Source organism: Pontibacter deserti, from assembly GCF_023630255.1.
GTDB lineage: Bacteria > Bacteroidota > Bacteroidia > Cytophagales > Hymenobacteraceae > Pontibacter > Pontibacter deserti.
Map to the genome: position 1 here is coordinate 2,076,282 of NZ_JALPRS010000001.1, position 21,023 is coordinate 2,097,304.

Here is a 21,023-nt window from a genome sequence, read left to right on the forward strand (position 1 = left end):
TGTATATTGGTGTACCGTTATACTAAACCAGCCTAAACAAAGCTATAATCTGTAAAAAAATGCTAACCTGTTCTATGAAAAAAAATCTGGTACTGTTACCTGCTATACTTTTGTGTGTATCGGGTGGTGTGTCTGCACAAAACCTGAAATCAATATCCCAGGAGAAAGCTACGCGAATTGTTAAAACCCTGAGTGCCGACGACATGCAGGGCCGTGCTTCTTTTACGCCTGGCGGAGAAAAAGCGGCAGATTTCATCGCATCGGAATTCAAAAAAACGAAACTAAAATATCTGCCTGGTGCCAATAGCTATAAACAGACGTTTAAAGTGTACCGTGTAACGCCAACTAAACTGCAGGTAAAGCTGAATGGCGAAACTATAACTGAAGATAAATTATTTGCCAGCACCACTCACAAAGACCTGAACTGGCAAGTTACCTCCAACCGCAAAATTGTAACTATAACCGAAAGCGATGACATTCGGAAAACACTCTCTGATGCTTACCAGTTAGAAGAAGATGTCCTCGTGCTGGTACATCCTGCTCATGTTAAAGCTTTTGCGAACTACCAGCGCTACCTGAGCCGTGGCGGTATAGTACAGAAAACCGGTAAAGGTGCCAGCAAAGTTTTTATACTTACTGATGTGGCACACCCGCAGGATTATGCGGTAGCAATGGAGAACAAAATTGAAGAACTGCAGCTGACCAATGTGGCAGGCATGATAGAAGGCAAACGCAAAGATGAATACGTCGTTTTCTCAGGCCATTACGACCACATTGGTACCCACAAACCTATTGATGGCGATACCATAGCCAATGGTGCCGACGACGATGCATCGGGTACAACAGCCATGATGCTATTGGCGGATTTTTATAAGAAGCAGCGCAAACCGGAACGTACGATCATTTTTGTTGCTTTTGCTGCCGAAGAAATAGGCGGTTACGGTTCCAAACACTTCTCCGAACAGCTGAATCCGGACCAGATCATGGCTATGTTTAACATCGAAATGGTAGGCAAGCCTTCTAAATTCGGTCCTAACAGCGCTTACCTTACCGGCTTCGAAAAATCTAACCTGGGTGAGCTGATGCAGAAACGCCTGCAGGGTACAACATACAGCATCTACCCCGATCCATATCCAAAGCAAAACCTCTTTTACCGCTCCGATAATGCTACACTGGCTCGTTTAGGTGTTCCGGCTCATACAATTTCATCGGTACAGATAGACCAGGACAAAACCTACCACACTGTGAATGATGAGTTCGAAATGCTGGATATGGCGCACTTAACAAGTATGATCAAAGGCATTGCCCTAGGTTCTTATGATGTTGTTTTCGGTAAAGCAACCCCTACACGGGTAGACAAGTCGCAGGTGCAGTAATAGAAAGAAATAATTTCCTAATAAACAGACAAAAGCCCGCTAACATAGTGGGCTTTTGTCTGTTTATAGTTTGCTGCCGTACACTAATAGTAGGAGAAGGATTGTAGAGGTTGATTGGATGTTTAGATTTTTACTACTGCTGATACTGCTCCTAAGTACCACACCCTTACGGGCGCAGGAGCCAACTATAAACTGGGGCCCGGAAATCCCCCACAGTTTCCGGAACCTGAACAAGATGCAGGTTATAGGTATTGGTAAAAATGGCTCTTTTTATACCCGCTATACCGAAAACCATCAGATCACGCTCGAACTATATAACCAGGAAAATCAGAAAGTATGGGCAGTGGCCATTGCTCCACAAAGTCCGGATGGCACCCTGGCAAAGTTCGAAGCACTTACCATGTTCAACCACCAGGTATACCTCATCTCCTCTGTGGGCGACAAGTATAAAAAATCTGTTTTTGGGCAACCCATAGATGCAGACGGCAACTATCTGCCTACTATTCGCCTGCTGGCAACCACAACACCTGATGCTGAAGTATATACCAGATCAGAAGGTGGCAGGCTTTTGCTTGTGTTACAACAACAGGCCGAACCGCAGCAGACTTCCGTAGCTTTATACTTTGGTTCACTAACACCCCTCTGGACCCAAAGTATACCTGTTAAAGGCGAGATCAGCGAGATGCATATAGCAGCTAATGGCACCTCGTTTATACTTACCAAGCTCCCGGCTACCAATTCACCGGAATCGGCATTTTACCTGTACCGCTTTGAAGGCCGCAATGGCAAGAGCAGCGACAAAGCTATTGGCAGCACCGCAAATCGTCCGCTACAGGCAAAAATGTCCAACTACAACGGCGATATTGTGGTAGCAGGCGTTACGTCTCCGGCTCCATTTGTTGCAAGCCTGCAGCCAGAGCCAACCGGTACTTTTTTCTACCGCTTCCCGAAAGGCCGCTTCCGAAAGTACACACTTAACTACGCTCCTATCGACAGCCTTTTCCTGCATAACTATAAGTTCTATAAACCAGACTCCGACCATAGCCAACGTTTGCGTAACCTGCAACTGCAACACCTTATGCCGCTTACAAATAACCGCATAGTGCTGCTTGGCGAAGTGTATACCTTAAAGGGAGATCAGAAAACAGGTACCCATCATACAGATGATATCCTGGCGGTTGCCTTTGCTTCTAACGGCCGGCCTGTGTATACTACCAGTGCCAACAAGCACCAATCGGGGCAGGCGAACCAGGTTCGATTAGGGTCTTATTTAGCCACCACCGCCCAGGATACTGTAAAGCTGATCTACCTCGATTTTGAATACAACTATAATGAAAAAGATCAGATCATTATGGCGAGCCCGAGAGCTGTGCTAAAAACTCCGGTGCTGGTATCTATACTTCCGGATGGTGCACAAAAGGTAAAGCCATTGCGCAACACCCGCACCGGACGACATCAGAAACTTTACCTGTGTCCTTTATCGGCTTTTCCTGTCAGTAAAAAAGAGTTTATTGTACTTGGATCCGGCAACGGCTATTACAAGTATGGCAGGCTCAAATTTTAAAGTATAGCCTTTGCGCTTCTTCAGAATAATAACAACAGGTATAAACTCCACTGCCGATCATACTAAAACAGAAAAATCATATTTAATCTATTGCTCTAATTCTTATCTTTGGTAAACAACTAACTAATCAATTTCATCCTACCATGAATAAACGTACTTATCTGAGTATGTTCCTGGCAGCTGCGCTTGCACTCCCTTGCAGCACCGCCCTGGCCCAGGACAAAAAAGATGACAAGAAATGGAAAGTGGACGCAGCCCACGGCACCGAAAAAGAAGTAACCGTAACCACCGACGAAGGCACCTGGATGAGCCTGGACGTTAGTCCGGATGGCAAAGAGATCGTGTTCGATATGCTCGGCGACATATACATTATGCCGATTTCGGGTGGAAAGGCAAAATTGCTGCGTAGCGGCCGCGCTTACGAAGTACAGCCACGTTTCAGCCCGGATGGCAAATTCATTTCCTTCACTTCGGATGCAGGTGGCGGCGACAACATCTGGATAATGAAGCGTGACGGTTCTGGTGCAGAGCAGATCACAAAGGAAACGTTCAGATTATTAAATAACGCAGTCTGGACGCCGGATGGCCAGTATCTGATCGCGCGCAAGCACTTTACCAATACACGTTCGTTGGGTGCCGGGGAGATGTGGATGTACCACCGCACAGGGGGTGCAGGTATACAGCTGACAAAGCGTAAAAACGACCAGCAGGATGCCGGAGAGCCTTTTGTATCGCCGGATGGCAAGTATGTTTATTACTCTGAAGACATGAGCGGTGGCTCTACGTTTGAGTATAACAAAGACCCGAATGGCCAGATCTATGTCATCCGCAGAGTTGACCGTAACACAGGAGAGATCGAGAATATAGTTACCGGTAACGGAGGTTCTGTTCGCCCGACTATTTCCAGAGACGGCAAACACATTGCTTTTGTGCGTCGCGTGCGTACTAAATCTGTGCTGTTTGTGCAGGATTTGAAAACCGGTGAGCAATGGCCGTTAACGGATAACCTGAGCAAAGACCAGCAGGAAGCCTGGGCTATCTTCGGTGTATATCCATCGTTCTCCTGGACTCCGGATAACAAAAGCATCGTTTACTGGGCAAATGGTAAGATCAATAAGATTGATGTTGCGAACCAGAAAGTAACCAACATTCCTTTCGAAGCAACTGCTACGCATTATGTTTCAGATGCTGTACGCCACGACTTCAGCAAGAATGGTGGCGTTTCTCCGAAGGAGTTTACAGCTAAAGCAATCCGTCACGCCGTAACATCTCCGGATGGAAAGATCCTGGTATTTAACGCTGCCGGGCACATCTACAAAAAAGAACTGCCAAACGGTAAGCCGGAGCGCATCACCAAAGGCAGCGATTTTGAGTTCTACCCGTCGTTCTCCCCAGATGGCAAGCATATCGTTTATTCTACCTGGAACGACGATAACTATAGCGCCCTGATGAAGCTGGACATCCGTAAGAAGAACGCTAAACCAACTAAACTTACATCTGAGAAAGGTTTCTACACCAATGCTTCGTTCTCGCCAAACGGTAAATTTATAGTTTACAACAAAGAAGGCGGTAACAACCACATGGGCTACGCACACGGCAACGAGCGTGGTATTTATTACATGGAAGCCGATGGCGACAAGCCTACTTTCGTGCAGAAAAACGGTTCTTCGCCACAGTTTAATGCCTCATCTGACCGTATTTTCTTTACAGGTTTTGCCGGCGACAAAGCAGCCTTTAAGAGCGTAAACCTGCAAGGCAAGGAAGAGCAGACACACTATACTTCGAAGTATACAGACCAGTTCTACCCAAGCCCTGACAACAAGTGGATCGCGTTTGTAGAGTTGTTTAACGGCTATGTGGCTCCTTTCTCAACCAACGGTTCAGGTTTAGACCTGAGCGCTGAAACCAAAGCAGTGCCGGTTGCCCGCTTCACCCGCGATGCCGGTACAAGCATCCATTGGTCTGGCGACAGTAAAAAAGTGAACTGGGTACTGGGAGATGAGTATTTCTCAAATGATATCAAAAACCGCTTCTCGTTTGTAGAGGGCGCACCTGAAAAACTTCCTGCTATCGATACGACTGGGACCAAAATCGGCCTGGTGCTAAATACCGATACACCGGAAGGTAAAGTAGCTTTCACGAACGCGCGCATCATTACCATGAAAGGAGACGAAGTGATTGAAGGCGGAACTATAGTTGTGGACGGCAACCGTATTGTAGCTGTTGGCAAAGGTGTTGCTATACCTAAAGATGCCAAAGTAATTGATGCTGCCGGTAAAACAATCATGCCTGGTTTAGTGGATGTGCACGCGCACTTGGGTACTTTCCGTAATGGCATGACGCCGCAAAAACAATGGTCATACTATACCAACCTGGCTTATGGTGTAACCACTACCCACGACCCATCCTCTACTACCGAAATGGTGTTCAGTCAGTCTGAGGCCGTGAAAGCCGGTGCCATGGTTGGTCCTCGTATTTACTCTACAGGTACTATACTTTATGGTGCCGATGGTAACTTTAAAGCAGTTATCAATAACCTGGATGATGCCCGTTCGCACCTGCGCCGCATTAAAGCGGTGGGTGGTTTTTCGGTGAAGAGCTACAACCAGCCACGCCGTGAGCAGCGCCAGCAGGTAATTCAGGCGGCCCGCGAACTGGACATGACCGTGGTGCCGGAAGGTGGCTCTACGTTCTTCCACAACATGAGCATGATCCTGGATGGCCACTCTGGTATTGAGCACAACATACCTGTTGCACCGCTTTACAAAGATGTGGTGGAAGTATGGAAAGCATCACAAACAGGTTACACCCCTACGCTTATTGTAAATTATGCCGGTAGTTCCGGAGAGTATTATTGGTACCAGAAAACCAATGCCTGGGAAAAAGACCGCCTGCTGAAATTCACGCCTCGTTCTGTAATTGATGGTCGCTCACGTCGTGTTACCTTAGTGCCTGATGAAGAGTACAAGAACGGCCACATCCTGACTTCAGAGTCTTGTAAGGTACTGACCGATGCTGGTGTGAAAGTGAACCTGGGTGCCCACGGACAGCTGCAAGGCTTAGGCGCGCATTGGGAACTATGGATGCTGCAGCAAGGCGGCATGACCAACCACCAGGCACTTCGCGCTGCTACTTTAAACGGTGCCGAATACATTGGTATGGGCAAAGACATCGGATCCTTGGAAACTGGTAAACTGGCTGACCTGATCGTACTTGACAAGAACCCGCTGGAGAACATCCAGAACTCGGAGCACGTGAAGTATACGATGGTAAATGGTCGCCTGTACGATGCCGCAACAATGGCAGAAATGGGCAACTATAACAAGCAGCCGGGCAAATTCTGGTGGGAAAACAGCCGTACCGCCACCGCATTCGACTGGCACGAAGACACCAACACCCGTTTCGAAGGTATTGCTGGTGAGCATTGCACCTGCCGCCACTAAGATTTAGAAGTATAAAGTATAGAAAAAGGCTGTTCCATCAGGAGCAGCCTTTTTTGTTTTTTAATCATGGTTAAATAAAGGATTTATAGTATATTCCTTTAAAAGATAAACCTATGAAACGCTGTCTTGCTCCTATACTTCTGTTAGCTCTTATTTCCTGCAACACCAATGCCGAACAGGTAAAGGATGATAAGTCTATAGAAAGCTCAGTAGAGATAGCAGTAAGTATAAACCCGGCAGGCAGAACTATATCAGAAAGGTTTCCGGAACCTACCGGTTTCACCAGAGTTAAAGCACAGGAAAACTCCTTCGCAGCTTACTTGCAGAACTTCAAACTTAAACCACATGGTGCAGTAGTACATTACTACAATGGTAAAGTAAAGCCCAATGATGATGTGTATGAAGCCGTACTGGACATTGATGTCGGTAACTATGACCTGCAGCAATGTGCAGATGCTGTGATGCGTTTACGGGCAGAATATCTGTTTAAGCAAAAGCGCTTTAGCGACATACATTTCAATTTCACCAACGGCTTTAAAGCTGATTACAGCAAGTGGCAGCAGGGCTACAGGGTAAACGTGAATGGTAATACCACTAATTGGGTAAAAAAGGTTGCTCCTTCTACAGCGTATACTTCCTTCAGAGATTATCTGAAGCTGGTGTTTACCTATGCCGGAACAAAATCCTTGGAGAAAGAAATGAAAGCCATAGCCATTAAAGACATAAAAATTGGTGATGTTTTCATTAAAGGCGGCAGCCCGGGCCATGCGGTTATAGTTGTAGATATGGCAGTAAATGTGCAGACAAATGAAAAGCTGTTTCTGCTGGCACAAAGCTATATGCCTGCTCAGGAGATACAGATTCTTAAAAACCCCATGAGCCCTAATTTGAGTCCCTGGTACAGCACCAACTTTACCGGTCCCTTATTTACACCTGAATGGACTTTCCAGAAGAGCCAGTTGAAGCGGTTTTAAAGTATAAAAGTGATTATGGTGCGAGCGTTCACGCTCATTAAAAACTATAACAGGGCTTCTGACCCAATTTCTACTTATGCCAGTTTTACAGGTCCATTCGGGTTTGCACTACTAAAAGTATAATCATCAGCTTTTGTAACCAGGCCGGCTTCTACAGGACGCTGCTCAATGTAATCTATCTTCTGCTGAAGCATTTCTTCAGTAATTCGTTCAATGGAGTGTTTATGATCCCAGAATTGATAATTATTAGTGTGCCGGATACTTTGCTTATAGTGTCGGAACATGTTCAGCAACCACTCTTTTCTATTTTCGTTTGAGTTAGTTTCTATTAGCTTTATGATCTGCTTACCGGAATAGCTTTTAAAATCAATAAGTATTTCGCTTAGTTTCACTCTCCCGATTGTACAGATAATGTGCACATGACTGGGCATAATGCAATAACTATAGATATTCATGCCTTTGTGCCCACTGCAGTAATTCAGGTCATCTACTAACTCGTCCAGATATTCTTTCCTGGTAAAAACATCTATCCAGCCTACAACCGGAAGGGCTATAAAATAAATAATCTTTGGTTGCATCTTATTATTTCCTGACATAGTGGTACCTACCGGAAAGTTATGGTAAAGTATAAAAGTAAAGGAGCCTTAGTCGCCCGCTATAGTTTGGTACAAGTGTAGGCGCTCAAGCCATGATACTTGCTAACCTTTTACAATCAGTAATTATTTTACCGCTGCTATTACCCGCTTGATTAGCTCATTCGGGTTGCCGTTGTGCCAGCGCCAAACTATAACGATGTCATGCTCCGGGTCTACCCATACGGTATTCTGGCCGGCGCCTAGGGCTGCGTAGCTGGTAGTTGGGGCATCTGGCCAGGCTTTGCCTTCGGTATTCAGCCACCACAGGTAACCATAATCCGGACCAACAGTGCCTCGGGAAGTTGTGGCTTCTTTCACCCATTTTTCTGAGAGTAGCTGTTTGTTTTTCCAGCGACCGTTGCGCAGGAACAGGTAACCGAAACGGGCTTCGTCGCGGGCACTTATCCAGAGGCCACCACCCCAGCGCGTACCGCCGCTCACCGATGGCATTTGCTTGCCGTTAATCTCTACTACTGAATTTCTGTAAGGCACCCATCTCCAGGTTTCAGAAGCACCGATCGGGTCCATTATTTCATCTTCCAATACTTCCGGCAAAGGCTTTTCCCACAGGCGCAGCAACGACAAGGCAAAGCGGTTGATGCGAACATCGTTATACTCATAAAAGCTGCCAGGCTCCTGCAGCTCGCGTGGTTTGCGCTCTCCACGGCCAAATGCTTCTTTGCCAACAAAGTCATACTTCTTGCCCCACATTTCGCCTTCCCACTCACTCGTCTGGCGTGCATGGTGCTCCCAGGTTACTTTGCTGTTCTGTTCCATATCGTAGCCACCATCCTTCACATACTTTGCCACCGGGTCGTTTGTACTTTGGATCATGCCTCTATCAATAGTTAAACCAAGTATAGTTGAGAGAAAACTTTTGGCAACGCTATAAGTTGGGTCTGCAGCTTTGGTATCTCCCCACTCTGCCACAATGTAACCGTCTTTAATAATAATGCCGTTTGTGCTGGCACGGGTAGTTGGCAGTGGTCCCAGTGGCTCTCCGAAAATCTCTTTTTGCGTAGAGAAGTCTTTTTCTATCTGGGTTGTTTCCTGTGTTTTGGCCCACTCTACTGCTTGTTGCAATAAGGTGGCATCCATACCTACGTCTTCAGGTTTTTTGGTTTGCCAGTTATTGTCTTTGCCCGGGTAGTATACTTTTGAAGTAGCAGAGTCAGCACTTGATGCGGAACTGGATGTCTGCTTCTCAGAGCACGAAAAAATGGCTAGTAGTACAAGCAGGTAAGGGTAATTTCTGAGCTTCATCAAAAAGAAAGTTAGGTGAGTCTGCTAAAATAAGCACAGGATGTTTGAAAGCAAAAGCGGCCACCTGTAAATCAAGTGGCCGCTTCTTTTATTTATAGTTTATACTTCCAGTACATAATACGGGATGGGCTTATCCAGCTTCTGTAAGAGTGGTTTGGCTACGTTAAATACCTTCACTCCTTTGGCAGTTTCGCCTTCTAAAGTACCTACGTGGGCATGCCCGTGAAAAGCAGCCAACACCTGCCTGCGCTCCAGTGGCTCTGCCAAACGCGAGGAGCCAAGGAAAGGATAAATGGCTTCCGGCTCGCCTTCTATAGTTGCCGCAATTGGCGCATAGTGCAGTACCGCTATTTTAGGCACATCCGGGTGCTCCGTTTCCAGGCGTGACAGAGCTCCATCTAACTTCAACGATTCATCTACGGCTTCCTGTACAAATTGCTTCATCATGGGTTCGCCAAACATGGCCAGCATAGCACGGTTAAAACCACCACCAAAGCCTTTTACACCGGCAAAGCCCACACCTTCCAGCACGATCATGTCGCCGTCCAGCATATTTACCCCAGCCTGGGCCAGTACCGTTCTGATAGCATCGTTTTCGTTGTGGTCATAATCATGGTTGCCAAGCACAGCTACTACAGGTATAGAACAGGCTCTTAGCTCCTGGCTCAGAATCTCAGCTTCCGAAGCCCGTCCATGGTCCGTCAGGTCTCCACAAATAAGGAGCACATCCGCATCAGCCGACACGTCTTTAAAAAAATCTGTCCATTTGCCTTTGTCAGTATCACGCACATGTATATCACCAATAGCGGCAATGCGCGTTTTCTTCTTTTTTTTATCCATTAGCCTAAATGGTTTTTATGGTAACCACCTTATACTCCCACTCGGTAATATCGGTTTTGTACTGGGTCTGATCGATGATCGGCCCGCGACAAACTTTTTCTAATGAAGCCGGAAGTTCGTACTGATGCTGCGCACGTTGGATCAGCTCGTCAAAAAGCCATTTAGGTATAATATCTCGGTCGGCGGGGTACACAAACTGGAAATTGATGATCTGGCTCAAAAGCAATTGCCAGTGCTGGTCCAGGCGGCTAAACAAACGTTTCCAGTCAAGCTTATGGCCATACTTCAGGAACAGGTGATTTACATCGGCACCATCGTAGCGTTCGCGGTTCTGCACATAAATCTTACACCAGATCAGTTCTTCCGGAGCCAGGAACTTTACAGGTATACCAAACACTTTACCCTTCACGGCATATTCATACCAGCTATCATCAACAGTGCAAATGTTATTTACCGTATCAAAAATGATATCTATATAATAACCATTCTGAAATACTTTCGCCAGCCAGCGGGCATCCGTAATTTCAGTTTGATACCCTTTGTCGTTCAGGTATTTAAGATGATACTGGTACTCGCTGGGCTTACAGAAAATATCCAGGTCTTTCATGTCGCGCACAATGCCGGTATACTCATACATGGCGTAACCACCACCCAGCAAGTATGGTGTAGGGCTGTCTTTCAGGAGCTCAAGGGTTTTTTTATAAAAGTCGTTGGCAATTTCCTGGCTGTTAACAACAACGTCGTTATTAGCCACTTTTTTGCCGTTCAAAACAACTTTATCTTCTTTTATCTTCTTCATATAGGATGTTACTAATAAATAGGTCTTGTTGCTGGTTCCGGGGCATGTATCAGGCAGGAGGCACAACAAGTAGGTAGGTTATTTACTTAATTCTGAAAGAATAGTTGTTCATCGAACACAAGAAAACACCCGTATACCTGCTGAAAGAAGTACAAATACTATTTACTTATACTTTATGCTCCAGATAAAGATTTACTCTGATTTTGTGTGCCCTTACTGCTTTTTTGGGGAGGTTGTATTGCAAAAGGCCCTGCAGGGGATTGAAAAAAGTGTACAAATTGAATGGATGCCTTTTGAACTGCGGCCCTACCCCACTCCTACTCTTAAACCGGAAGAGGATTACCTGCAAAATACCTGGCGAGATTCGGTATACCCGATGGCAGATCAGCTTGGGATAGAAATTGTACTTCCTGATGTATCGCCGCAGCCCTACACCGAGCTGGCTTTTGAAGGATACCAGTTTGCCAAAGAGCATGGGCAAGGAGAAGCTTATACGCACCGCATGTTTACTGCCTTTTTCCAGCAGCAGCAGGATATTGGCAATGTAGATGTACTTACCTCGCTGGCCATGGAAATAGGTTTGGATGGAAAGGCTTTTGAACAGGCACTGCTAAACCGCGATTATAAAGTAGCACACCAGCAGGCACTGCAACATGCTTATAAAGAGGCTGGCATTTCGGCTGTACCTACTTTTGTAATAGGCAACAAAATGGTGCGTGGTTTACTTCGCGAACAGGACCTCCGTAAACTAATAGAGCAGGAACTGGCATCTGCTGACACGTAATTCCTGCTCTGCTTCCTGTTTATAGTTTATACTTACCAGCCTGAAGTTCTGCGTCGGCCGCCACCCAGCACACCTCCAAGTAAACCGCCCAGCCCGCCTGAGCCCATACCACCATACCCACGACGACCATTCAGGCCACCAAGTATAGAAATGATGGAGCCAAGTCCGCCACCGCGTCTCATGCCGCCTCCCATCATACCTCCACCCATCATTCCGCCGCCCATAGCACCGCCAAGTAAGCCACCTAAAAGGCCGCCGCCCATGCCGCCCATCATACCACCGCCACGTCTGCGCATCATTCCGGATAAAACTATAGGCGCTAAAATGCCTAACATACCTGTTACCATTCCTGGTGAAATTCCTGCGTTCTTAAACATATCACCAAAGCCGCTTTTGCTCATAAATGCCTGTGAGGTTGGATCTTCGCCGTGCTGCTTTGCTTCATCGGCTTTGTCAACAAACTGCTCCAGTATACTGTACTGTTTCTGATCTACACCCAGGTAATCTGCTATATCTTTTATGCGTTCCTGCTCATCTGAAGTATACTGGCCGTCGGCTTTGGCAAAGCTGATGATATCGGTTACAAAAGAGAAGCGAAGCTGGCTCTTTTTTAGTACATCTAAACATTGCTGCAAACTGATCTGGGATGGATTCTTCGCAATCTGTACTACTTCCTGCTGCAGGTTTGCCGGCAGTTCGGCAACTTCACCCATCATTCTCAGAAACTCCAGTTCTTCCTCGCTTGCTGTACCATCGGCTGATGCCATAGTGGCCAGTGCTCCAAAATAAGCTCCTTTTTCTTCCTGCGAATAGTCTTTTAATAGCATTGTTTGTTCTTGTTCCATAGCTTTCGTGTTAATGTATAGTGCTGTAATAACGTCCGCTACAGATGTCGGGTTAATGTAATTTATACTTTATGCTGGTGATTTGGCAGCAGCTACAACCAGAACACAAAAGATACAGGCATAAAAAAATCCCCTGCCAATGTATAGCCGGGGATTTATCTACAGATAAGGTGTATATTACCTCATCGGGATTTCCATGAGCAGCAACTCTGCATCAGAAGAAGCTTTTATACTTACATTCTCAGTATCAGAAATACCCATTCCGTCGCGTTTGCTTAGCTTTTCGCCATCTATCTCTACTTCACCTTCCAGCACAAAAGCATACACGCCATTGCCCGTTTTATGTAGTTTATAGTCTTCAGAGAAACCAGTCTTTAAAGAACCCAGTGTAAACCAGGCATCCTGATTAATCCAGATGTTTTCCGCATCTTTCTCCGGCCCTACTACCGTTTGCAGTTTGTTCTGGCGGTCGGCGGGGTTAAAGGTCTTCTGCTCGTAACGTGGCGTTATGTCCTGCTCTTTCGGGAACACCCAAATCTGCAGAAAGTTTACCTGATCGGTTTTAGAGTTATTGAACTCAGAGTGCGTTAAGCCACTGCCCGCCGACATGATCTGCACATCGTTCGTCTTAATCACTTTTTTATTTCCGGTGCTGTCCTGGTGGGCCAGTTCCCCCGACAATGGAATAGAGATGATTTCCATATTATCGTGTGGGTGTGCACCGAAGCCCATACCCGGTGCTACAATGTCATCGTTCAGCACACGCAGCAACCCAAAATTCATGCGTTCCGGGTTATAGTAGCGCGCAAAACTGAATGTATGGTGAGAATCGAGCCAGCCATGGTTTGCATGGCCTCTCGTATTTGCTTTATGAATTACTTTCTTGCTCATAGTTTATGAATTATTATTTCCAGATACCATTAAATACTAACTCCTGCAGCGGCTTTCGGTTACGTGGAGCTACTTCGCGTGCCTTCAGGTGATCCGGCAGCTGGCTTGGGTCGCCTAGATAACCAATTGCCATCATACTTACCGGTTCGTATCCTTCGGGTATGCCCAGCACTTCGCGTGCTTTATCGGCACTAAAACCACCCATTATATGCAGGTGTAGTCCAAGCTCTGTTGCCTGCAATGCCAGATTAGCTGTTGCCATACCTGTATCGTGCCAGGCATAGGCATTCCGGTTTCCGTTGTTGCTATAGTTCGCTTTAGCTACGCTAAGTATAAGCACAGGCGCATTTTTTGCCCAAAGCTGGTTTGCTTCTACCAAGCAGCTAAGCAGTTTTTCATAAGCTTCTGGGTTATTCTTAGTTGCAAACACAAAACGCCATGGTTGCTCATTCATAGCAGAAGGAGCCCAACGGGCAGCTTCAAATATTGCTTCCAATTTTTCATCTTCTACCGGTTTGCTGTCGAATGCTCTGGGGCTCCAACGGTCCTGTATCAGATTATGCACTTCTATTTTATTTTCTGTTTCAATCATAGTATTCATTAGATCAGCTTTTGCCATATAAAGATACAAAAGTATTTAATGTATATACATTTAATGTACGTACAAAGTTTAATTTTATTCAATTATTTTTGATGTGTTGCTGGTAAAAGAACCTAAACAGGAAGTATGGTTAGCACAAGATGCAGATAGAAGTCTGAAGTTTTGGTTTTTATTTTTTTAATGTCTGAATCAGGATTTCCGGGATTAGTGGATGGACAGGATACTAAAGTATTTGGGACGGTTCTCTGCTCCTGCTAGCATCTGGGTTATATTTTATAGTTACTTTGGTCCAACCACCCCTTTATCCCCTCCTTGTCTAAGGCGAGGAGTTTTTCCTCGTACAAGCTTACACCCCTGTAGTCCCCTCAAGGGGACAGTTTTGTCTTTGCTATAGCTTCAAGTATAATTTTATAGTTACAGACCATGAGCGGACAGGTGGTGACCTGTCCCTACGGATCTACATTGCAGGAGAAGCTAAGAGCTAATATTTCTCTATTAACTGAGGCAGCTACTATCGAAATGATCACAGGCTTTGGGTGGAGCGCCTTTGATTTGTTGCGGTGCCGAAGGCAACACGAGCACAGCGAGGGGAGCTTCAAATCAGCAGCGCGATGCCCGAAGACGGGGCCCCGCGGCCGTGAGGGCACCAAAGCCAACTATAAAACGGTAGGTAAGTAAAGCTCCCAAGATTAGAAGCTACTATGAAAGTAAAGCTTGGTTTAAGATGTAGGAAACTTTAGCTATAGTATATCAGACGCTCACAGGAGCTGCGCACGCTGCTAGGTCTTTACCTATCACTCAAAATGACAAATAGAATCTATAGGACATATAAGATCTCTCGGCTACGCTCTAAATGACAAATACTAAACTATAAACCTAGCTTTCTGAGCGCCAGCAGGCAAAGCGCAACCGAACCTGAAACATTGATCTGACCACTCAGCACCATATGCTCCACCTCCTGAACAGGTACGTGCAGCACTTCTATACTTTCCGATTCGTCGAGATCCTGTTCCGCAATTTTGTAGGCATCGCGGGCTAGGTAGAAGTATATTTTGTTTGTGTCTTTGGTAGGGTTGTCGATCACTTCGGCTACCAGCTCCATGTTATCAGAAGTATAGCCGGTTTCTTCCAGCATCTCGCGGCGGGCAGCCTCCAGGGGGTTGTTTTCGTGGTCATCTATCACACCACCGGGTAATTCAATAAAAATATTAGCAGCAGCATGCTTGTACTGTTTCACAAATATCACCTGCCCATCTTCCGTAACCGGGAAAGTAAGCACTACATCCGGACGCACACTCACATAGTAATCATCCAGCACCATGCCGTTTGGCAGCTCCACTTCGTCGCGGCGCAGCTTGTACCACTTCTCATTAAAAACCAGTTCCGATTTCAGTACTTTCCAATGTTTGGAACTTGGGATATGTTTGTTTGCAGACATGGGTGCAAGTTATAGTTAATCGGCGTAAAAAAGCCACACTTACTTTTCAGTGAGCGCGGCGTTCGTTATAATGCTTGTTTATAGTTTTATTTTTTCCCATTCTGGCTGAGCATATACTCATTTTTGCCGGCTACTTTTTCTTTTACAGCTTCCTGCCAGTCCTGGCCTGTGGCCGATAAATACTCCGACTGGTTCCACTGCTGGTTTTGCTTAAGTTGCTCATCCACCTGCAGTATGTATAATTCGTGGCCTGGCTGTTCCTTTACTACAAAGCCGCAGGAGCGCATCATGGCTACTATAGCTGCATGGTTAGGTGCCCACCAGTTAGTCAGGTCTCCGGCCATTTTCTTTTCGATAAAAGCCATTTTGGGCCAGCCTTCATCCAGCATGCGTTCTCGGTCATTTATTCCAAAATCTTCCGGCACATCGGCTACTTCTTTACCCGGCATGGTCAGCGTTTGGAACACCATCATGTTGCGGCATTTTTGAGAAAGTATATCCAGGGAGAGCAGCGGGTACCGAAGGTGATAAAGCACACCCATGTACCAGATCAAGTCGAACTGGCGGTCCAGGCGGGTAACATCGTATACCTGCATCTGCTTCAGCTCTATTTTATCTTCCAGTCCAAACTGCTTAGCAGCCCATTCAGCCTGGCGCAGGTAATGCGGATCCACATCTATACCCAACACATTGGCCCCGCGTTTAGCGAGTTCTATACTATAAAAGCCGGCATTACAGCCAATGTCCAGCACATTCCAGCCACTCAAGTCAGCAGGCATAAACGGCTCCAGTTCCTTCCATTTAAAATTTGGAAAGTCGCCCAAACGGTGATTTGGTGCGGTCTGTTCCCCGTTTGGTAAATGCAGGTTATGAAACCATGGCCCCAACTGCTCTATCTCCGACATAATTTAATTTTAAGTGAGTGATTGAGTGAATGTGTGAAATAAAGTTTACTGCTAACTGTTTACTGTACTTACCGTCATAAGTTCCTGTGCGTAGCTTTCCAGTTCTTTGGCGCGGTGTGCTGCGGTGTGGTTGTTCATCACTTTTCTGCGGGCACGCTCGCCTATCATTTTACGCTCTGATTTGCAGATCTCACGCAGAAAACCCAGTGTATCTTTAGCTGAATAGGATACGAGTATCTCCTCCCCTATAGTAAACAAGCTATCCAGTCCGTCCCAGTAATCTGAGATGATCGGGGTGCAGCATGCCGCAGCTTCGAACAGGCGCACACTTGGTGAGTAGCCGGCCTTGATCATATCGGCGCGGGTAATGTTCTGTGTAAAGCGCTGGCTGTTGTAAAACTTGCGGTGCTCTGCCGGCGGCAGGTGATGGATATACTCTGTGTTGGCAGGCCATTGTATACTTGCCGGGTACTGCGGACCAGCTACCACAAAGCGTCCTGCAGGCCATTGGCGCGCTGCATCCAGCATCAGTTTTTCCAGTGGCGGCTGGCGGTCATCAGAGTAGGTACCCAGATATCCCAGATCCCATTTCACTTCCTGGTATTCCGGGTAGTATAGCTCCGTATCAAAAGAGCAGTAAAGGGCACGTGCTGCCGGCGAGCCATACTTTTTCTCCAGAAGGTCCAGTGTAGGGCCGCCTGTAAACGACAGGTACAGATCGTATTGCGGGATCAGGTTGGGATGCAGGTATTCGTAATCTTCTCGCTCCAGTTTGGCCAGCGTTACCGGGGTATCGATGTCGTAGAAAGCTTTAATACCATGAGCAGTTTGTATAGCCCACTCGCCTACCTGCACGCCTTCCGGCACATACGAACCAACTATAACCATATCCGCTTCGCGTACCTGTTCAGTAAAGCGCTGCTGCAGGTCATCCATCGAAGTATAAAGTTCGGTCTGGCAATAGTCAGGGTTTGGCAGGTCGCGGTGGTCGGCATACCAAGGCTTATCGCGCTCCAGGAAAAGAATGTTGTGGCCCCTGTTTTTAAGCTCGCGCACCAACCCGCGGAAGGTGGTAGCGTGGCCGTTGCCCCACGACGATGTAATGGTCAGGCCAAGTATTACGATGTTCATGCCAGTGCTTCGTTTGGTTGTTTTACTTTCGCGTATAGCAGTTGCTCGAGCTGCTCCGCACGGTGATTATACGTGTGCGCAGCCAGTACTTTTTTATAGGCTGCCTCTCCTATTGCTTTCGCTTTTTCTTCGGTCAGATCGGCAAGTATAGTTGCTACTTCAGCGCCATCTTTTGCTACCAGTATTTCCTTATCCGGCTCAAAAAAGAAGTCGATGCCTTCCCAGTAATCCGTAATGATGCAAGCCCCTGCACCGGCTGCTTCGAACACGCGCGTAGCCGGCGAGAAACCATAGCGGGCCATACTTTCGCGGCTGATGTTAAGTACAGCTTTTGGCGTACAGTTAAAAGCATTGTGCTCATGAGTGTACACGTGGCCAATATAGTTCACGTTTTCGCTCAGGTGCTTATCGCCCCAGCCGCTGCCGCCAAGTATAAACTTCTTATCCGGGTTAGCTTTTGCAGGCTTCAGGAAAAACTCTTCTACACGTGCTTCGCGGTCTGGCAAGCGGTTACCTAAAAAGGCAAGGTCGCAGGCAAAGCGCTCGTCTGGCTCCACCGGGAAGTGGGTGGCAGTATCCAAAGCATTATAGATCGGTACACACTTTTTAGCTCCCAACGCTTCGTAAGCATTTACTACAGGGTCGCCGCCGCCATAGGTCAGGATCATGTCGTATTGCGGAATGTAGGTCAGGAACGGGTCCACCAGGTTGTTGTGCACGCGATCCAGCGTAGCCGGGGCATCCACATCCCAGAAAACCACCAGCCTGTCATCAGTCTGCAGTTTCAGCACTTCGCGCTCCAGCAGTTCATCAAACACACCCACGCCGCTGGCTTTTACTACCATGTCGGCTTCTGCGGCCTGTGCCAAGCATTTGTACACCGCATCTTCCGTAGCTTCGTACACCACTACTTTTGCCCAGTCCGGGTCGTCCATGTCGCGGTTTTGCTGGCGGTCGTAGGCATCAGGCTCATAAAATGTAACCTGGTGGCCACGCTCGCTAAGTGCACGAACTATACCTCTGTAGTAGGTAGCTGCTCCGTTCCAGTAAGCTGATACCAGGCTGGAGCCGAAGAAGGCGATATTGAGTTTTTTAGATTTCATGCAAGGTTTTTTCTTTTGCGGAAGTATAGATTTTAGATGCAGGTATGCCCAGTTCTTCACACACTTTTTCCAATTCGTTTACGCGGTGGGCACAGGTATGGCGGTTGCGTATCGTTTCCAGGCCATGCGCGGCCACTTCATTTGCTTTGTCAGGATTATTAAGTATAGTTTGCAGGTGCTGTTTCATTTCTTCGCCGGTGCGAGCTATCAGGAAATCTTTTCCCGGTGTGAACAGGTTTTCAGCATCATCCCAAGGCGAAGAGATCAGCGGAATGCCACAGGCCATTGCTTCAAAAGGTCGTATAGTTGGGATACCCGGAAGTGCTTCTACATAAGGTCTGCGGGGCACATGTACAGTTACTTTATACTTTGCAAACTCTTCGGCAGCTTTATAGTTTGGCAGCCAGCCACCGTATTTTATTCCGGCATCGGCCAGTGCTTTGCGTGCATGTTCCGGGTAGCGCACACCGTAAATCTTTGCTTTCAGACCCAGCTCTTTTACCGGATTTATCAAAAACTCGTGCAGCTCGGCTGTACGCTCTTCGTCGCCCCAGTTGCCGATCCACACCAGGTCGCCTTCATACTCTTTTCGTTCGTGCGGATAAAAAACCGAGGTATCAGCGGCTTCGTGCCAGGTCCAGGCGTTGGTGGTCCAACCTTCCTGCAAGTATAGATTTTTGATCACCTCGCCAAAGGCCAATACACCATCATAATGGGTCAGTTCATACTTGGCCATACTTTCGCGCTCGGTTACGGCACGGTGGTGGGTATCGTGGAAGATAAGTTTATACTTGCCGCTTTTAGCGCGGTGTTCACCAATGCGCTTTACCAGGTCATGTTCGCTCCATTCGTGTACCAGTACGAGGTCGGCATCAGCCAGTACATCATCCAGGTTTATGCTTTCAAGCTTGTAAAAATTGGTGCTGATGCCAAGGTAATACTGCTGTAGCTCTTCCAGTTTCTCCTCTCCATAACCCTCTACTAAGTTTTGCAGGCTCCAGCCGTTTTCCGGTTCGTATACTTTTACCTGATGACCACGCTCCTGCAACTCCCCGACTATACCTCTTAAAAAATGCGCGTTACCGTGGTTCCAGTCAGAAAGTATAGAATGGTAGAAAAGGACTAGCTTCATGTGCTAATTTTGATTTAGTGAGTAATTGAGTGAATTTGTTATTGTTAAACTTTGAATGAATGGTGGGTATAGTCGTCATTTCAGATGCAGCGAGAAATCTATCAGAGAATCTGAGATAGATCTCTCCCGCTGATCGAGGTGACAAAGGAATTATTCACCCATTCAAAATTCAGTTATTCAGAATTTGGCTTAAGCAGTTACAGGTTCGTTGAGCAATTGTCTGTAGATGTGATTGTAATCCTGTGCCATCTGATCAGCGGTGTAGCCATGCGAGCGCTTTACAGAGCGGCAGGCCATAATGTTACGGCAGAATTCATCTTCTATAAGCCCGTTTATGGAATCGCGCAATTCATCAGCATTGTTAGGGTCGGCATACTTGGCAGCATTTCCCCATATCTCTGCCTGGCTCTCTGTTTTGCCCACTACCAACGCACAACCCGACATAGCGGCCTCTAAAATTGTTAAGCCAAACGGCTCATATTTTGCTGGCAGCGCATAAATAGATGCCCGGGATAACCAGTCTGATACTTCTTTAGTAGTTAGCTTACCGAGGAAATGTACGTTCTCCAGTTCTACTGTTTTACCGGTAGCCGGATGTTTATCGTCGCCGGCAATGTAAACCGGCCATTGCAGCTCAGCAGCAATGTGAGCAAGCATCGAAATGTTCTTAGCTTCGTCCCAAACACGACCCAGGCTAAAAACAAAAGGCTCTTTTCTACCAAACTGGAAATGATGCTGCCCGCGACCATTATAAACTACGCTGCTCTTTCTGAATGGCCCGTATAGTTCTTCGGCCTGGTGCAACATGGCCTGTGTTGGTGCCACTACCACATCAGCAGCCTGTAATCCTTTTTTAACAAGCTCTTTATACTTGTTCCATTCTTTAGGAGCCTCTTCGTCTTTCACGGCCTTCCACCAGCTCAGCACACAAGAGTGTACCACCGCAACAACAGGTTTTCCCCAATCCAGGGCAGCGTGCGCCATACCATTCAGGTGAATAAGGTCCGGCTGTATTTCATCTCTCAGTTGCAGCAGCCATTCCCCGGCCTTTTCTACATCTTCCCAGGGGTTATCCATCCACTCCAGCTTAAAGTCGCTTTCGTAAATGGTAAGGTTGCTGATGGCAGCGGCCTCTTCGCGTTGTTCTTCGGACATGCGGCCTCCCATGGTAGCTACTGCTACCTGTGTTCCTGTCTGCTCCAGTGCTCTGGTCAGTTCCAGCGTATAGGTCCAGACGCCGCCAACCGTATCGGCTGTCATTAAAATCTTCGAAGGGTGGTGATGATGTACTTCCATGAT

Annotated in this window: 19 protein-coding genes; 6 read left to right on the forward strand and 13 right to left on the reverse strand. The window is 46.9% G+C overall.

Going from position 1 to position 21,023, the window contains the following annotated elements:
- Positions 1-74: 74 nt before the first annotated feature.
- The 4 genes from MJ612_RS09040 to MJ612_RS09055 all read left to right on the forward strand — a co-directional run bounded on the left by MJ612_RS09040 (position 75) and on the right by MJ612_RS09055 (position 7,357).
- Positions 75-1,376, forward strand: a complete 1,302-nt coding sequence (locus MJ612_RS09040; RefSeq protein ID WP_187033168.1) for a M20/M25/M40 family metallo-hydrolase — start codon at positions 75-77, stop codon at positions 1,374-1,376.
- 118 nt (positions 1,377-1,494) lie between these two features.
- Positions 1,495-2,940 (forward strand): hypothetical protein, encoded by a 1,446-nt coding sequence (locus MJ612_RS09045; RefSeq protein WP_187033169.1) that lies wholly within the window; start codon positions 1,495-1,497, stop codon positions 2,938-2,940.
- Between the two features lie 143 nt (positions 2,941-3,083).
- Complete coding sequence (locus tag MJ612_RS09050) at positions 3,084-6,383, forward strand: amidohydrolase family protein (RefSeq protein WP_250419104.1); 3,300 nt, start codon at positions 3,084-3,086, stop codon at positions 6,381-6,383.
- A gap of 113 nt (positions 6,384-6,496) precedes the next feature.
- Entirely contained in the window at positions 6,497-7,357 is an 861-nt protein-coding gene (locus tag MJ612_RS09055) for a DUF4846 domain-containing protein (protein ID WP_187033170.1), read from the forward strand.
- A gap of 74 nt (positions 7,358-7,431) precedes the next feature.
- On the opposite strand, the gene MJ612_RS09060 is transcribed toward MJ612_RS09055, so the two are convergent.
- From MJ612_RS09060 to MJ612_RS09075, 4 genes are all read right to left on the reverse strand, one after another.
- Positions 7,432-7,953 (reverse strand): transposase, encoded by a 522-nt coding sequence (locus MJ612_RS09060; RefSeq protein WP_187033171.1) that lies wholly within the window; start codon positions 7,951-7,953, stop codon positions 7,432-7,434.
- 123 nt (positions 7,954-8,076) lie between these two features.
- On the reverse strand, positions 8,077-9,255 hold the full coding sequence (locus MJ612_RS09065; protein WP_187033172.1) for a serine hydrolase domain-containing protein: 1,179 nt from the start codon (positions 9,253-9,255) through the stop codon (positions 8,077-8,079).
- 99 nt (positions 9,256-9,354) lie between these two features.
- On the reverse strand, positions 9,355-10,095 hold the full coding sequence (locus MJ612_RS09070; protein WP_187033173.1) for a metallophosphoesterase family protein: 741 nt from the start codon (positions 10,093-10,095) through the stop codon (positions 9,355-9,357).
- Positions 10,096-10,099: 4 nt separating this feature from the next.
- Positions 10,100-10,894 (reverse strand): nucleotidyltransferase, encoded by a 795-nt coding sequence (locus tag MJ612_RS09075; protein ID WP_187033174.1) that lies wholly within the window; start codon positions 10,892-10,894, stop codon positions 10,100-10,102.
- Between the two features lie 175 nt (positions 10,895-11,069).
- Between MJ612_RS09075 and MJ612_RS09080 the strand changes: the two genes are divergently transcribed.
- The gene (locus MJ612_RS09080; RefSeq protein WP_187033175.1) at positions 11,070-11,678 is read left to right on the forward strand and encodes a DsbA family oxidoreductase; all 609 of its coding nucleotides are present in this window, start codon (positions 11,070-11,072) and stop codon (positions 11,676-11,678) included.
- A gap of 32 nt (positions 11,679-11,710) precedes the next feature.
- Here MJ612_RS09080 and MJ612_RS18355 read toward each other — a convergent pair whose 3' ends face one another.
- The 3 genes from MJ612_RS18355 to MJ612_RS09100 all read right to left on the reverse strand — a co-directional run bounded on the left by MJ612_RS18355 (position 11,711) and on the right by MJ612_RS09100 (position 14,006).
- Positions 11,711-12,523, reverse strand: coding sequence for a tellurite resistance TerB family protein (locus tag MJ612_RS18355; protein ID WP_187033176.1), 813 nt, complete (start codon positions 12,521-12,523; stop codon positions 11,711-11,713).
- A gap of 177 nt (positions 12,524-12,700) precedes the next feature.
- On the reverse strand, positions 12,701-13,414 hold the full coding sequence (locus MJ612_RS09095; RefSeq protein ID WP_187033177.1) for a pirin family protein: 714 nt from the start codon (positions 13,412-13,414) through the stop codon (positions 12,701-12,703).
- 13 nt (positions 13,415-13,427) lie between these two features.
- The gene (locus tag MJ612_RS09100) at positions 13,428-14,006 is read right to left on the reverse strand and encodes a nitroreductase family protein (protein WP_187033178.1); all 579 of its coding nucleotides are present in this window, start codon (positions 14,004-14,006) and stop codon (positions 13,428-13,430) included.
- Positions 14,007-14,438: 432 nt separating this feature from the next.
- Between MJ612_RS09100 and MJ612_RS09105 the strand changes: the two genes are divergently transcribed.
- Positions 14,439-14,693: a hypothetical protein gene (locus MJ612_RS09105; RefSeq protein ID WP_187033179.1), complete on the forward strand. Its 255-nt coding sequence runs from the start codon at positions 14,439-14,441 to the stop codon at positions 14,691-14,693.
- Positions 14,694-14,883: 190 nt separating this feature from the next.
- Here MJ612_RS09105 and MJ612_RS09110 read toward each other — a convergent pair whose 3' ends face one another.
- The 6 genes from MJ612_RS09110 to MJ612_RS09135 all read right to left on the reverse strand — a co-directional run bounded on the left by MJ612_RS09110 (position 14,884) and on the right by MJ612_RS09135 (position 21,020).
- Positions 14,884-15,453 (reverse strand): NUDIX hydrolase, encoded by a 570-nt coding sequence (locus MJ612_RS09110; RefSeq protein WP_187033180.1) that lies wholly within the window; start codon positions 15,451-15,453, stop codon positions 14,884-14,886.
- Between the two features lie 86 nt (positions 15,454-15,539).
- Positions 15,540-16,358, reverse strand: a complete 819-nt coding sequence (locus MJ612_RS09115) for a TIGR04290 family methyltransferase (RefSeq protein ID WP_187033181.1) — start codon at positions 16,356-16,358, stop codon at positions 15,540-15,542.
- Between the two features lie 51 nt (positions 16,359-16,409).
- On the reverse strand, positions 16,410-17,489 hold the full coding sequence (locus MJ612_RS09120) for a CgeB family protein (RefSeq protein WP_187033182.1): 1,080 nt from the start codon (positions 17,487-17,489) through the stop codon (positions 16,410-16,412).
- Positions 17,486-18,592: a CgeB family protein gene (locus MJ612_RS09125; RefSeq protein WP_187033183.1), complete on the reverse strand. Its 1,107-nt coding sequence runs from the start codon at positions 18,590-18,592 to the stop codon at positions 17,486-17,488. The genes MJ612_RS09120 and MJ612_RS09125 overlap by 4 nt, the downstream gene beginning before the upstream one ends.
- Positions 18,582-19,724 (reverse strand): CgeB family protein, encoded by a 1,143-nt coding sequence (locus MJ612_RS09130; protein WP_187033184.1) that lies wholly within the window; start codon positions 19,722-19,724, stop codon positions 18,582-18,584. Before MJ612_RS09130 ends, MJ612_RS09125 begins: the two co-directional genes overlap by 11 nt.
- Positions 19,725-19,913: 189 nt before the next feature.
- On the reverse strand, positions 19,914-21,020 hold the full coding sequence (locus tag MJ612_RS09135; RefSeq protein WP_250419105.1) for a glycosyltransferase family 4 protein: 1,107 nt from the start codon (positions 21,018-21,020) through the stop codon (positions 19,914-19,916).
- Between the last annotated feature and the right edge of the window lie 3 nt (positions 21,021-21,023).